The sequence below is a fragment of the Streptomyces caelestis genome (assembly GCF_014205255.1).
GTDB lineage: Bacteria > Actinomycetota > Actinomycetes > Streptomycetales > Streptomycetaceae > Streptomyces > Streptomyces caelestis.
Genome location: NZ_JACHNE010000001.1, coordinates 649,208 through 662,919, shown reverse-complemented (window position 1 = coordinate 662,919; position 13,712 = coordinate 649,208). Strand labels below are relative to the sequence as shown.

The window sequence follows — 13,712 nt, the reverse complement described above, 5'->3', positions numbered from 1 at the left end:
CGTCCCCGCCCAGGCAACACCCACTCCGGGAGACCTATCCATGACAACGTCCCGCGTCCTTCCCTCACCAGAGAACTCCGACAGAGCCGTCCGTGCGCGCACTCGCCGTCTGCGCACGGGCACCGCGCTCACCGCACTGCTCGCCTCGCTGGCGGCCGTCGCCCTGCCCACGGGCACGGCGCAGGCCGTCGACACCACCGTCACCGTCGACTTCGCCACCGCGGGAGGCGCTCCCACCTACCGCGCCTCGGGCACGATCTACGGCATGACCGAGAACGGCTCGCTGCCCCAGGACCACTTCTACAAGGACATCAAGTGGAAGTTCATGCGGGCCGGCGGCGCCCAGCTCGACAATCCCGGCGGCTGGGTCGCCGGTAAGTACGACCGTCGCTGGAACTCCACCCGGGCCCAGTACCAGCGCACCAAGACGCTGGGCGGCACCTTCGTCATCCTGCCGCACGACCTGTGGGGCGCCGACGGCACGACCAGTCCCACGTTCCCCGGCGACAACGGAGACTGGACCCTGTTCGACTCCTTCTACGACCGCCTCATCGCCGACGCGCAGGCGGCGGGCATGACCGACATCCAGTGGGACATCTGGAACGAACCCGACTGGACCCCCTTCTGGGGGCGGACGCAGGCCCAGTATCTGGAGATGTGGAAGCGGGCCTACCAGAGGATCCGCGCCGCCTTCCCGAACGCGGTGATCGTCGGCCCCAGCACCGCCGGCAAGCCCTCCGGAGGTGGTTCCGGGTGGTGGAACACCTACCTGGACTACGTCAAGGCGAACAACGTCGAGCCGAACATCTACAGCTGGCACGACCTGCCCGGCGACCCGGTCGCCGACGGAAACGCGGTCCGGTCCAAGCTGTCGGCACGCTCGATGACCACAAGCCGGCCCTTCCAGGTCAACGAGTACGCCAACACGAACGAGCAGACCCCCGGGCGTGGGGCCTGGTACATCTCCCGTCTGGAGCGTGCCGGAGCCGACGGGCTGCGCGCCAACTGGGCGTCGGGGGCGAGCCTGCACGATTTCCAGGCCAACCTGCTGACGAAGAACAGCGCCGGCCAGTACCTGCCGTTGGGGGAGTGGTTCCTGTACCGCTACTACGGATCGCAGACCGGCAACATCGTCAAGTTCACGGCCGGAACCAACACCGACGGTCTGGCGACCAAGGACAACACGGCCAGGAACGCCAAGATCCTGCTGGGCAGCAACGGCAACACCGGTAACGTCACCGTCAACCTCGACCGTCTGGACACCACCAACGTCGTCGAGAACAATCGTGTGCGTGTGGTCCTGCAGCGCATCCCGAACAACAACGGCGGCGCTGTGACCGGGCCGGTCACCGTCTCGGACCAGACGCTGAACGTCAGCAACAACGCGGCCTCGCTCACAGTGCCCTGGTCCAGCGCCTCCGATGCCTACACGGTCACGTTGCTGCCGCCGTCCAACACGACGATCTCCACGGTCGCCGTCGCACAGCACAGTGGACAGTGTCTGGACGACACCAACCTGTCCACCGCCAACGGCACCCAGTACCAGCAGTACCACTGCGAGGGCGGCTACCAGCAGATGCTCGACCTGAAGCCGGTCGCGGGCAAGGCCGACACCTTCACGATCGTCAACGAACACAGCGGCAAGTGCCTGGACGTGGCGAACGCCTCCACCGCCGACGGGGCGGCTGTCATCCAGTTCACCTGCGGCAGCGGCACCAACCAGCAGTTCACCCTGCGCCCCGTGACCGCTCTGGGCAACGCCCAGGACTACCAGCTGGTCGCCGTGCACAGCGGCAAGTGCGTCGACGTGAGCCAGATCTCCACCGCGGCCGGCGCGAAGATCCACCAGTGGACCTGCGACACCGCGAGTGCCCTGACCACGAAGAAGAACCAGATCTGGCGCCTGCAGGGCATGGGCTGACCGGAGGGAACCAGGCCCCGAGCCAGCCGGGTGACGACCCGGCTGGCTCGGGGCCTGGCGCGGCAAGCGGGCCCTGTCCACGTGTTTGCTGCGTCCGGGGAACGCTGTGCGCTCGTCGTCGGTGAACTCCCGGTCCGAGCACCACGCTCGCGGAACCGATCGTCTACGACCGTGCCGCCGGCCCCGGCACCATCACCTCGTCGGCCGGTGCCTACCCCGCCAAGCCCGGGCTGACCGGCAAGGCGGCGTTCACCCTGGGCTTCCAGTACCGGAAGGGAGCCACCGTCCCCACCGGCAAGGCCACGTTCGTCTCGGCTCCGCCCGGCTCACCTTCCGCTCGACCGGCTCCGACTGGCTCGTGGTCAACGGGCACACGGACGACCCGCTCGCCAACGACCAGGACTGACAGGGTTCAGTCGGCGATGCCGGCGAAAGCGATGACCTTCTCGATGCGGGCCCGGACGAGGAGGTTTCCAGGGCCGCCGTTGCGGGCGGCGTATTCCTCGGCGCGGTCCTCGCCCATGTAACGGGCGCCGAGGCGCCCCGCCCACCGCAGTGTCTCGTCGGGGTCCCCGGAGATCTCGGTGCGGCCCTGGAGCAGGACGAAGGCGTAGGGGGGCTGGTCCTGGTCCACGCAGAACGCGAACCGGCCGTCCCGGGCCAGGTTGCGGCCCTTGACCCCGTCCTGCTCGGTGTTGAACACCACGTCGTCTCCGTCGAGCAGGAACCACACCGGCGTGACGTGCGGGCTGCCGTCGGCCCGGACGGTCGACAGCTTGCCGGTGCGGGTGCCCTCACAGACGAAGGCCCGCCACTGCTGGTCGGTCATCCTGTGCATGAGTCCGCCTCTTCTGATCGGGTGCCGGGCCGTGGGGAAGCCGGACGCTCGGGCTTCCCCACGGTGGAGCGCAGTCCACTGCGGGCGCTGTGCCGCCGGTGCCCAGTGGCTATCGGGCGAAGTCGAGACGGTCGGCCAGGCCGGCCTCGGAGAACGCGGCCTCGATCTCCTCGCGGCCCTCCTGGAAGTGGGCCCAGCTGTCGTAGTGCGCGGGGACGACCCGGCGTGCGCCGAGGATCCCGGAGGCCTCGGCGCCCAGGGCACTGTCGAGGGTGAGAAGGGCGCCGTCGAAGGCGAAGGGCATGCGGGCGCCGCCGAGGAAGAGGACCGCGGTGTCGACGGGAGCGAACTTCTCGGCGATCTCCTTGACGTGCTCCAGGTTGGCGTTGTCGCCGCTGACGTAGACCGAGGGCAAGTCCTCGGAGGTGAGCATGAAGCCGACGACGTCGCCAGTGATCGGCTCGCATCCCTGAGGGCCGTGCCGGGCGGGCAGGCCGGTGACGGTGACGGTGCCGCCGTCGGGCCGCCGGAGCTCGGCGGTCTCCCAGAAGGCGAGGCCGTGAGCGTTGCCTCCGAGGCGGCCGGCACCGCTTTCGGTCGTGAAGACGACGGGGACCTCGGACAGGAAGGCGCGGCCGGCGTCGTCGAGGTTGTCGTCATGCGTGTCGTGGGACAGCAGGACGGCGTCGACGGTGCCGAGGTCGGCGGCGGTGACGGGAGAGGGGTCGGTCTTGACGAGCTTGTGGTCGCCGGGGAGAGGCATGGGGTACTCGCCGGGCGGGTCGAAGGTCGGGTCGGTGATGAACCTGAGCCCGCCGTACTCGATGAGGGTGGTGGGGCCGCCGTAGACGTGGACGGGGGTCTTCTCACTGGTGGCGCTGGGCATTCGGGAACCTTCCGGTTGCTGACGCGTCATCACGGGGCGGGTGCGGAGAACACGCCGAAGTGGTGGCCCGCGCTGTCCTCCAGGCGGGCGAAGGTGAGGCCCGCGGCGTCGGTGATCGGCGCCATGAGCACCTTGCCGCCCAGTTCCTCGGCGCGCTGGACGGTCGCGGCGACGTCCTGGACGAGGACGTAGAAGACCGCGTAGTCGGGGAACTTCCCCTCCGACTCCCACACACCACCGGTGGGCTGCTGGGCACCCGGCGTGACCACGGCGTGATAGTTGACGCCGGGCGTGTTGGTGTTGAGCCGGAAGTCCCAGTCGAACAGCTGGCCGTAGAACTGTTTGACCTCTTGCGGCTGGCCGGTGCCGATCTCGAACCAGGCGACGGAGTTGAAGGAAGGGCCGGGCATCGCACTCTCTCCTTGCGCCCCAGACCAGGGCGTTTCGCTTGATGTGAAGGGCCACGCACCGAGTGTGTAGCGCTCGTGCGTCGTGGAGTTGCCGAGCTCAGACTAGGCATATCCATTCCATGGAAGCAACTTCCTGAGATTCATGTTCCGGGTATGCTGATTGGGCGGACGCTGCGAGCACTCGTCTGTTCCGGAGGCGCCGAAGCCCCTCGGATGACACGCTGAGGAGGGAGAAGCGATGGCGCACGACGAGGTGACGGGCGGGGCCCCATGGGCCGGGGTCCCGGGCGCACGAGGTGCGGACGCGGCCGACCCGCCGCTGTCCATCCAGGTGCACGGGGCGAAGGTCCACAACCTGAAGAACGTCGACGTGACGGTGCCGCTGCGCCGACTCGTCGCGGTGGCAGGGGTGTCCGGCTCCGGGAAGTCGTCGCTGGCGATGGGGGTGCTGTACGCCGAGGGCTCACGGCGCTACATCGAGGCACTGTCCACGTACACCCGCCGACGTATGGCGCAGGCACCGCGTGCGTCGGTGGACAGCGTCGAGCACGTACCCGCGGCCCTCGCCTTGCGGCAGCGGCCCGGGGTGCCCGGGGTGCGCAGCACTTTCGGCACGTCGACCGAGCTGCTCAACGTCCTGCGACTGCTGTTCTCCCGGCTGGGATCACACCTGTGCCCCAACGGCCACCGGCAGGACCCGACGATCGACGTGGCCGCGGGACTGGACCTGACCTGCCCTGTGTGTGAGGTGACGTTCTACCCTCCGGGCGCGGAGTCGCTGGCCTTCAACTCGGACGGCGCATGCCCGCGGTGCACCGGTACCGGCATGGTCCGGGAAGTGGACGAAGCGGCTCTCGTCCCCGATCCGCGACGCACCATCGCCGAGGGGGCGGTGGCCCCGTGGTCGATGTTCGGGTTGACGGTGATGCCGCAGGTCGTCGCCGAGTTCGGGGTGCGCACCGACGTGCCGTACGCGGAACTGACCGCACGCGAGCGAGACATCGTCATGCACGGCCCCGCGGAGCAGCGGCACATCAGTGTCCGGTCCAAGAACGGCAAGTTCTTCGAGCTGGACTTCACTTACCGCAACGCCCGCCGGGCCGTCGAGGAGGCTCTGAACAACGCCACCACCGAACGCGGGCTGAACCGTGTGAACAGGTTCATCAGCGCCCAGGTGTGTCCGGCCTGCCACGGCACCCGGCTCAGCGAGCAGGCCCGCGCCACCCTCGTCGACGGCATCAACCTTGCCGAAGCCACCGCGAAGACGCTCGACGAACTCATCGCCTGGGCCCCCACCCTCGCGGACGCCCTGCCGCCCGAGATGCGCCCGATGGCACGGAACATCGTCGCCACCCTGCTGGAGACCGCCCGCCGCCTGGTCGAACTCGGCCTCGGCTACCTCGCCCTGGACCGGGCGAGCTCCACCCTGTCAACCGGCGAACGGCAACGCGTCCAACTGGCCCGGGCCGTACGCAACCAGACCACCGGCGTGCTCTACGTCCTCGACGAACCCTCCATCGGCCTGCACCCCTCGAACGTGGACGGCCTGCTCGGCGTCATGCGCGACCTGCTCCGCGACGGCAACTCCGTGGTCCTCGTCGACCACGATGTCCAGGTCCTGCGCGAAGCCGACTGGCTCATCGAGATCGGCCCCGGCTCCGGCACCGAAGGCGGCACGGTCCTGGCCACCGGCGACGTCACCACTCTCGGCAAGGACCCCGACTCCCTGATCGGTGGATTCCTCGCCGGCCGCGAATCCGTCCTCGTCCGCCAACGGGCCGACCGCGACACGATGTTCGACCAAGGCCGCATCCACCTCTCCACCCGGCCCCTGCACACCGTGCACGCCCTGGACGTCGACATCCCCCGGGGCCGCCTGACCGCCGTGACCGGCGTGTCCGGATCGGGCAAGACCACGCTGGTCCTCGAAAGCCTGATCCCCGCGCTCCAGGCGAAAGCCGCGGGCAGAGCGCTGCCTGGCCATGTGGCCGCGGTGGACGCGCAGGCGATCACCCGGGTGAACACGGTCGACGCCACCCCCATCGGCGTCAACGTCCGCTCCACCGTCGCCACCTACAGTGGCATCCTCGACGACCTGCGCCGCGCCTACGCCGCCACCGATGCGGCCAAGCAACGGGGGCTCACCGCCGCGGACTTCTCCTACAACACCGGCTCCCTGCGCTGCCCCCGTTGCGAAGGTACCGGCCAGGTCTCCCTCGACGTTCAGTTCCTGCCCGATGTCGACATCCCCTGCCCCGCATGTGACGGCACCCGGTACGCGCCCGCAGCCGCCGACATCCTCCGCCAGGCTCCCGGAAACCCGGACGAGGGGATGTCCTTGCCCGATCTGCTTGCCCTCACCGTCAGGCAGGCGATCGAGCAGGTCGCAGACATCCGCCGCGTGAGAACCCGGCTCCAAGCCCTCATCGACCTCGGACTCGGATACCTCACCCTCGGCGAAGACACCCCGGCCCTCTCCGGCGGCGAAGCGCAGCGGCTGAAGCTCGCCACCGAGCTGACCCGGAACCAGTCCGACACCCTCTTCGTCCTGGACGAACCCAGCGTCGGGCTCCACCCCCTCGACATCCGCACGCTCCTGGACGTCCTCCAGCGGCTGGGCGACAACGGCGCCACCGTCATCGTCATCGAACACGACCTGGACATGATCGCCAACGCCGACTACGTCATCGACATGGGCCCCGGAGGCGGCACCGCCGGCGGCACCATCGTCGCCACCGGCACCCCCGAGGACCTCTCACATGATCCGCACAGCGTCACCGCCCGCTATCTCAGCCACCATCTGCACCCGACGAAGAGGTAAACCGAGCAGAGTCGAGCCATGGCTGCCGGACTCGGCCTCTTGGTGACGCACGACCGCGGCTCCGCCGTTCGTATGCAGTAAACGGCGCAACCGCCGGTCAACGTGGTCGGCCGACCTCGATGAAGTCGGACTTGCGGATCTTGCCGTGGATGCCCTTTACGCCATCCACCACCTGGGAGATCGCGAAGTCACCTGCCGCGCTGAGGTATGCCAGCGCCAGATGGCGGTCGATGCGGTAGTCGGTCACGAGCAGGTCCAGCGCGCAGCGCACACAGTCGCGCATCGCCTCGTCAAGGTCCTCGTCCAGGCCGATCGGCACGAGGTAGTCGTCCGTCTCGGCGAACGGGGCGACGCGGCCGTGGCCGGGCCGCTGAGCCGCACCACCTGGCACCACATCGAGCTTCACGGTGGCCCGCAACGACGCTTCGAATGCGGTGAGGGCGACCTCGCCGTCGCCCTGCGCGAAGTGGGGGTCCCCGAAGTAGACCAGTGCGTCGTCGACCTGCACCGGCAGGAACAGCGTGGAGCCCTCGCCGAGCAGGGAGACGTCGATGTTGCCCCCGTGGCGCCCCGGTGGCACCGAGTGAGGCCGCTCGTCCCCGGACACCGCCACGCCCATGACGCCGAGAAACGGCCGCAGCGGGAAGCGCAGTGAGCCGAGGGAAGGGTCCGCCGCATCCACCGCCACCCGACCCCACGCGCCGTGGCGGTCCGCGTGTGCCGTGGCGAAGGTGAACGCGGGACCGGGCAGCGACGGCATCTCGCCGGGGAGTGCGCCGAAGCCGTGGCGTGCGGAGATCATGCCGTATGGAACTCGCGGAGTGAGGCCGAGGACGGTCACGGCGAGCAGATCGCCGGGCCGGGCGCCGGTCACGGCGATCGGCCCGGTGACGAGGTGCGGCCCGTCGTCGTCGAAGTCGTGCGGCATGCTGGAGTCCGCCACCTGCTGGGCGTCGTCGAGCACATGGGCCCCGCTGACGCCGTAACGGCCGAAGAATTCACGTGGGTTGCGGCCCTGGTCCTCGAGAACTCCCTCGTGGCTGAGCGTGTCGACCGTGATGACGGAGCCCGGCTGCACGGCCGCGCACGGTGAGTCCGCCTCCACCCGCTGTCGACGAGGAGTGGATCACTGTGTCCGGCGGGCCGACGGGCGGCGTCCGCGTGCGGATCGTCAAGCCCGCCGGTGCCGACGGCACCCTCCCGGTGATCCTCTACCTCCACGGCGCGGGCTGGGTGTTCGGCAACGCCCACACCCATGACCGCCTGGTCCGCGAACTGGCCGACGGCGCAGGCGCCGCCGTGGTGTTCCCCGAGTACGACCTGTCGCCCGAGGCCCGCTATCCGGTCGCCATCGAGCAGAACTACGCCGTGGCGCAGTGGATCGTGGAGCAGGGCGCGACGAAGGGACTGGACCCCACCCGCGTCGCGGTCGCCGGTGACTCGGTCGGCGGCAACATGTCCGCCGCGCTGACGCTGATGGCCAAGGAGCGCGGCGACGTACCCCTGGTGCAGCAGGTGCTGTTCTACCCGGTCACCGACGCGAGCTTCGAGACCGGCTCCTACCACCAGTTCGCCACCGGCTACTTCCTGCGCCGCGACGGCATGCGGTGGTTCTGGGACCAGTACACGACCGACGAGGCCGAGCGGGCCGAGATCACCGCCTCCCCGCTGCGCGCCACCACCGAGCAACTCGCGGATCTGCCCCCGGCCCTGGTCATCACCGCCGAGGCCGACGTACTGCGCGACGAGGGCGAGGCGTACGCGGGCAAGCTCCGTCAGGCCGGCGTCCCGGTCACCGCCGTGCGCTTCCAGGGCATCATCCACGACTTCGTGATGCTCAACGCCCTGCGCGGCACCCACGCCGCCGAGGCCGCCATCACGCTGGCCGCCAGCACCCTGCGCGCCGCCCTGCACACCGTCTGACAACGAGAAGAGACGCCACCATGACCGCCCCCACCACCCCCACCGTCGTCCTGGTCCACGGCGCGTTCGCCGACGCGGCCGGCTGGACCGGGGTCATCGCCGAACTGCAGCGCCACGGCATCCCGGTGATCGCGCCGCCCAACCCGCTGCGCGGGCTCGCCGCCGACGCCGCGTACGTCGCCTCCGTGACCGCCCAGGTCGACGGTCCCGTCGTTCTGGTCGGACACTCCTACGGCGGTGCCCTCATCACCGTGGCCGGCACCACCGAGAACGTCGTCGGACTCGTCTACGTCGCCGCCTACGTCCTCGAAGAGGGCGAAAGCCTCGGCGAGTTGCAGGGCCGCTTCCCCACCTCTTTGCTGGTGAGCAACCTGAAGCAGTGGACGTACCCCGTCGAGGGCGGCGACCCCGCGATCGAGGTCACCATCGCCGCCGACGCCTTCCCGTCGGTCTTCGCCGCCGACGTGGCTCCCGACGTCACCCAGGTGCTGGCCGTCTCCCAGCGGCCGCTGGCCGCCGCGGCGTTCGAGGAGAAGGCGACGGCGGCCGCGTGGAAGACCAAGCCGTCCTGGGCTCTGGTGGCCGGAGCGGACCAGGCGATCAACCCCGACGTCGAGCGGTTCGGCGCCGAGCGCGCCGGGGCTACGGTCGTGGAGATCGAGGGAGCGTCGCACGCGGTCGCCGTCTCCAGGCCGAAGGACGTCGCCGACCTGATCCGCGACGCGGTACGGGCGACCGGCTGACCCGGGGCACACCGACCGCGCCGACGAGGCGACTCATCGGCGCGGTCGGTGTGCCGCTCGGGGCGAAGCGCACCGAGGACGCCCACGTCCCGGTGCCCCCGGCCGCGGCCGAACAACTCCACCTGCTCGGCGAGCGCGCCGGACTCGGCGCCCGCGAAGACTCCTCCGTCGTCACCGTCTCTTCCCCGCAGGCCCGGGAAGGAGAGGGACGATGAGCCACACCGCCCTGCTCGTCATCGCGGTCGCCGGTGTCGCGGCCCTGCTCATCGACGTCGCCCTGTGCGGCTACTTCCTGGGCGCCCGCGGCTGGGACCGCGCCCGCATCGCCGAGGTCATGGGCTCCGCGCTGCCGCCCGTCGCGATGGTGATCCTGGGCGCGGGCGGGGTCTTCGGCAAGGTCCTGGTCGCCAGTTCGGCGACGCGATCGCCGACGTCCTGGAACGCACCGGCCTGCCCGTGCTGCTGCCGGCCTTTCTCACAGCCGGTGATCGGCTGGTTGACGGGGGCTGCCGTAATCACCGCGGGTCAGGGAGGTGGTCCTGCGCCCACACGGCCAGAGAGGCCAGGGGGATGAGGAAGGCGTTGCCGTGGGAGGTGAGGGCGTGGTGGGTGCGAGGTGGCTGACCGGGATCGACAGTGCGGGTGACCAGGCCGACCGTGGTCAGCCCCTGGAGCCGATCGGCGAGCACGCGGTCGCTGATGCCGGGGACTCGCTCGCGCACCTGGGCGAAGTCGGCCGCGCCCTTGGCAAGGGCCGCGATGATCAGGCCGTTCCAGTCTTCGCCCAGCAGGGCGAAGGCCCGGGTGAGGGCCGGGACGGGCGGGGCCGGCCGTTGGGGGCCGGACGGGGGCACCGGCTGAGAGCGCCGTGGGGTGGTCATGGTGTGTGTCCGCTCCAGTACGGCGCGAGGCATCGCGGTGCCACGCCTCGCGCCGTACGTCGTCGTGGCCGCCTTGGTGCCCGGCTGCGCCGGGGCGACGGTGGTCGTGCTGTCGGAAGGCAAGGGGGAACTCCAAGGGGGGCGAAGGGGCTCGTCGAGGAAAGCGACTTCACTCGGGGGGGCCGAAGAAACTCGGAATGTCAAACCGAATTCCCGGATCTTCCCGGGACAGGGCTCGGCAGACGAATGGCGGTACCTGCTCGGAATGAACTGGACCCTAACACCCCGCCGCATTGAATACGGGTGCTCCCAGGCCTTTTTCGATGTGATGATGTCGCGCTTGACGGAGCCGGGCGGCCCGTGAGCAAAGCGCTGACGGGAAATCAGTGACCGCGTACGCAATTCAACTGGATTGTCAAATCCGGGATGGCATGAATACGTTGTTGATTTCTCGTCGCCGCGTTCATCTCTTCGCCTTTCGGCTTCGACGAGCGCGCATGGACGCCTCTTCGTAGTGGGGTTCGGCACACCCTCCCGTCAGAGGCGGGTTACTGTACGGACACGCCACGCTGCCCTCGGTCGGCTGAGGAGGAACCCTGTGTCATCGCCCTGCGGCCCTGAGCACGCTCCCGCCGGTGATGTGGGCGCGGCGCTCATGATGACCGACTCCCGGCTCAAGGCCATCTACGACGGCAGGTCCCAGACCGACGCCGAACAACAGGCGCTGACCGACCAGTTCGCCGTGTCCTTGGGCCCTCACGGGGTCGACGACCTGCTGGACGGCGCGTGCACGCTCATCTACATGTTCATGCAGTGGCTGCGGATGGCCTACGAGGACCACGGCAAGGACGTCATCGAGTACGTGGTCCCCAACCTCGTGGCCACGATGCGCATGATGCCCAAGAGTGTCCGTCCCGAAGCCATCCCCACCATGGCTGGACTGCTCGTCGCTGCCGGCACCGGTCTGAGCCCCAGCCTGTGGCGCAAGCAGTACGGAGACTGGACCATGGACGAGATGAACCCCCTGGAAGCCACCGCCTTCCTGCTCGCGGAGCACATCAACCGGCTCACCGACGACCGCGAGTTCGCCACCCGCATGATCACCGAAGCGCTGACCAGGGCGGACGAAGCCTGGCCGGCGCCGGGTGGTTCGTGAACGGGGCGTGCAGCCATGTGCTGATCTGCGGCGGCTCGCGGTGCGGCGGCTTCTGATCGCGTCCTACTCCTGTGCTTCGTGGCCTGCGACCCCGTTGCCAGGACCCTGCGGACCGGGGAAGACCGCCCTCACGCAGCCGCCGTTGGCCCGCAGGGCCCTGGGTTGCGGTGTGCCCTGGTCAGGCGTGCACGAGGCGCTCGGCACGGGTGAAGTAGTGCGCGCCGGTCTCGTGGTTGTCCAGGTGCTGGTAGAAGCCGCTCAAGCCGCGGAACACGTAGACCGCCTTCTCGGCCTCCGGGGAGGTGAGGTCCCCGGTCGCGAGCCGGTCGAGCAGGTCTGCCATCGGATAGGGGAAGGAGACCTCCTCACTGGTGTACTCGCCATCGGCCTCGGTCCACCCGTCGGGCCGCTCGGTGCCCGGGGGCTGGTAGACGGGACGGCTCCAGCGTTCGAAGGCGTACATGTGCGCTCCCGCGTTCCTCCAGTCCTCCGGGAACCTCGGCACGATCGACTGCGCCCACCACCGCTCGATCTCCCGGTCCAGCAGGGAGTCGCTGTACAGCATGCGATGGCCGGAGGCGACGGCCGGTGATTCGGCGATGACCGGGAAGCCGTCGCGGAAGGCGACGACCGACGGATGGTCCGACGCGTCGATCCAGTCCAGCAGACTGTGGATGACCTGCGACTGGGTCATTCCGGCGAGCCGCCGTGCCGGGTGCCACAGCCGCTTGAAGTACTGGTTCTCCCCGAGGATCCGCGCCAGGTACATGAAGCGCTGCATGCGGAGGTTCTCTTCGAGGGTGGAGGTACGGTTCGCGAGGACGTACTCGAAGTCGTCGGACTGCCCGCGGACGGTGACGAAGCCGTGGATGTCACGCTGCTCGCTGTAGTCGGTGTTCGGCAGGAGCAGCAGCGGGTAGACGGCGATCCTCGGTACCTTCTCCGCCAGCTTGTCGTAGCCCTCGAAGAAGGATTCGGTCGTCTCGCCGGGGGCGCCCCAGATGAGCTCGACGAACGCCTCCATTTCCTCCTCGGCCAGCCAGTCGGTGAGTACCTCCCACTGGTTGAGCTTCATGTTGCGCCGCCGCATGTCGGTCAGCGCCTGATCGGAGAGCGTCTGCAGGGCCAGGGTGAACGAGCTCTTGAATCCCCGCTCCTTGAGCGTACGAACGATGCGGTGGAAACGCTCCGACTTGTTCTTGGCCCAGTTGGCTTCCAGAGCGATGGGGAAGCCGTACTTCCCGTTCATGCGGAGGAGGTCCTCGGTGAACTCCTCGTCGGCTTGCAGCATGCCGAAGTTGGCGTCGCACAGGAAGACGGTGGGCACCTCGTGACAGCCGAACAGATCCAGCTCGGCGGCGAGCCGCTCACGTGAGAAGGAGCGCACGCGTTGACCGGTGGCGCCACCCCAGTAGCAGAAGGAGCACTTGTAGGGGCAACCGCGGTTCGTCTCCAGGAGCGCGAACTCGTAGGGGAAATGACCGTCGTGGTCGAGGAGCGGTATGGCCCCGGTGAGGAACGGTGACGGAATGACGTCCAGGTTGTCGATCCGTTCGCGCTCGCTGGTGGTGACACAGCTGCCGTCCTCCGGAGAGCGGAAGGACAGGCCGGGGATGGCGGGGAGGCGCGGTTCGCGACGGTCGGTGAGGAGGGCGGCGGTCAGGTCCCGGAAGGTCAGCTCCCCTTCGCCGTTGACGACGATGTCCACGGACGGGCACTCGCGGAACACCTTCCGGCCCTGGTTGCTGACATGGTTGCCGCCGAAGACGGTGACGCCGTCCGGTTTGAGCTGTTTGTAGAGTTCGGCGAGGCAGGCGAAGTTGCGGTAGTTCCAGCCGAGCACGGAGAAGGCGAGCACATCGGGTATCTCGCCGTCGCCGAAGATCATGCGAGCCATCTGCATGATGGACCAGCCGCCGCGCAGGTTGTGGATCCGTACGTCGGTCTCGGGCCCGAGGTCCGGGTCCGCGTCCAGTACCGCCTTCATGTAGCCGGCGGCCAGTGGCATGGAGTCGATGGGCAGATCCCAGGCGCTCTGCTGGACTAAGCCGATCTTGAGCATGACGCGATTCCCTTCCAGTGCGGGGCAGGGGAGCCGGCCGCGTCGCGTACCAGGGCGAGCGCGGACGCGTA

The 13,712-nt window shown here is 69.1% G+C and carries 12 protein-coding genes and 2 pseudogenes; 8 read left to right on the top strand and 6 right to left on the bottom strand.

The genetic code is table 11. The features are described from left to right. Positions 1 to 40 precede the first annotated feature (40 nt). Together HDA41_RS02960 and HDA41_RS43060 are read left to right on the top strand one after the other, a co-directional pair. Positions 41 to 1,921, top strand: coding sequence for an RICIN domain-containing protein (locus tag HDA41_RS02960; protein WP_184980366.1), 1,881 nt, complete (start codon positions 41 to 43; stop codon positions 1,919 to 1,921). 137 nt (positions 1,922 to 2,058) lie between these two features. Then, positions 2,059 to 2,291 (top strand): annotated as a pseudogene (locus HDA41_RS43060) (hypothetical protein); the annotation flags it as partial. 42 nt (positions 2,292 to 2,333) lie between these two features. Here HDA41_RS43060 and HDA41_RS02955 read toward each other — a convergent pair. From HDA41_RS02955 to HDA41_RS02945, 3 genes are all read right to left on the bottom strand, one after another. Further along, positions 2,334 to 2,759, bottom strand: coding sequence for a PPOX class F420-dependent oxidoreductase (locus HDA41_RS02955; RefSeq protein WP_184980364.1), 426 nt, complete (start codon positions 2,757 to 2,759; stop codon positions 2,334 to 2,336). 109 nt (positions 2,760 to 2,868) lie between these two features. Continuing rightward, the gene (locus HDA41_RS02950) at positions 2,869 to 3,645 is read right to left on the bottom strand and encodes an MBL fold metallo-hydrolase (protein WP_184980362.1); all 777 of its coding nucleotides are present in this window, start codon (positions 3,643 to 3,645) and stop codon (positions 2,869 to 2,871) included. 29 nt (positions 3,646 to 3,674) lie between these two features. After that, positions 3,675 to 4,055 (bottom strand): VOC family protein, encoded by a 381-nt coding sequence (locus HDA41_RS02945; protein ID WP_184980360.1) that lies wholly within the window; start codon positions 4,053 to 4,055, stop codon positions 3,675 to 3,677. Between the two features lie 238 nt (positions 4,056 to 4,293). Between HDA41_RS02945 and HDA41_RS02940 the strand changes: the two genes are divergently transcribed. Further along, on the top strand, positions 4,294 to 6,876 hold the full coding sequence (locus HDA41_RS02940) for an excinuclease ABC subunit UvrA (RefSeq protein ID WP_184980358.1): 2,583 nt from the start codon (positions 4,294 to 4,296) through the stop codon (positions 6,874 to 6,876). Between the two features lie 97 nt (positions 6,877 to 6,973). On the opposite strand, the gene HDA41_RS02935 is transcribed toward HDA41_RS02940, so the two are convergent. Beyond that, complete coding sequence (locus HDA41_RS02935) at positions 6,974 to 7,954, bottom strand: acetamidase/formamidase family protein (protein WP_221511400.1); 981 nt, start codon at positions 7,952 to 7,954, stop codon at positions 6,974 to 6,976. Positions 7,955 to 7,980: 26 nt separating this feature from the next. On the opposite strand from HDA41_RS02935, the pseudogene HDA41_RS02930 reads away from it, so the two are divergent. From HDA41_RS02930 to HDA41_RS02915, 4 genes and pseudogenes are all read left to right on the top strand, one after another. Beyond that, a pseudogene (locus HDA41_RS02930) lies at positions 7,981 to 8,799 on the top strand (alpha/beta hydrolase); the annotation flags it as partial. 20 nt (positions 8,800 to 8,819) lie between these two features. Beyond that, the gene (locus HDA41_RS02925) at positions 8,820 to 9,542 is read left to right on the top strand and encodes an alpha/beta fold hydrolase (protein ID WP_184980352.1); all 723 of its coding nucleotides are present in this window, start codon (positions 8,820 to 8,822) and stop codon (positions 9,540 to 9,542) included. A 50-nt stretch (positions 9,543 to 9,592) separates the two neighbouring features. Beyond that, complete coding sequence (locus HDA41_RS02920) at positions 9,593 to 9,757, top strand: hypothetical protein (RefSeq protein WP_230299679.1); 165 nt, start codon at positions 9,593 to 9,595, stop codon at positions 9,755 to 9,757. Then, complete coding sequence (locus tag HDA41_RS02915) at positions 9,754 to 10,116, top strand: GntT/GntP/DsdX family permease (protein WP_230299680.1); 363 nt, start codon at positions 9,754 to 9,756, stop codon at positions 10,114 to 10,116. Before HDA41_RS02920 ends, HDA41_RS02915 begins: the two co-directional genes overlap by 4 nt. Here the strand turns inward: HDA41_RS02915 and HDA41_RS02910 are convergent. Beyond that, positions 10,058 to 10,546: a winged helix-turn-helix transcriptional regulator gene (locus HDA41_RS02910; RefSeq protein ID WP_230299681.1), complete on the bottom strand. Its 489-nt coding sequence runs from the start codon at positions 10,544 to 10,546 to the stop codon at positions 10,058 to 10,060. The two genes, HDA41_RS02915 and HDA41_RS02910, sit on opposite strands and share 59 nt — an antisense overlap. 475 nt (positions 10,547 to 11,021) lie before the next feature. Between HDA41_RS02910 and HDA41_RS02905 the strand changes: the two genes are divergently transcribed. After that, a complete protein-coding gene (locus HDA41_RS02905; protein WP_184980350.1) occupies positions 11,022 to 11,579 on the top strand; it encodes a hypothetical protein in 558 nt (185 codons plus the stop codon). A gap of 178 nt (positions 11,580 to 11,757) precedes the next feature. Here the strand turns inward: HDA41_RS02905 and HDA41_RS02900 are convergent, their stop codons facing one another. Continuing rightward, positions 11,758 to 13,641, bottom strand: a complete 1,884-nt coding sequence (locus tag HDA41_RS02900; protein WP_184980348.1) for a KedN5 family methylcobalamin-dependent radical SAM C-methyltransferase — start codon at positions 13,639 to 13,641, stop codon at positions 11,758 to 11,760. Positions 13,642 to 13,712: the final 71 nt, after the last annotated feature.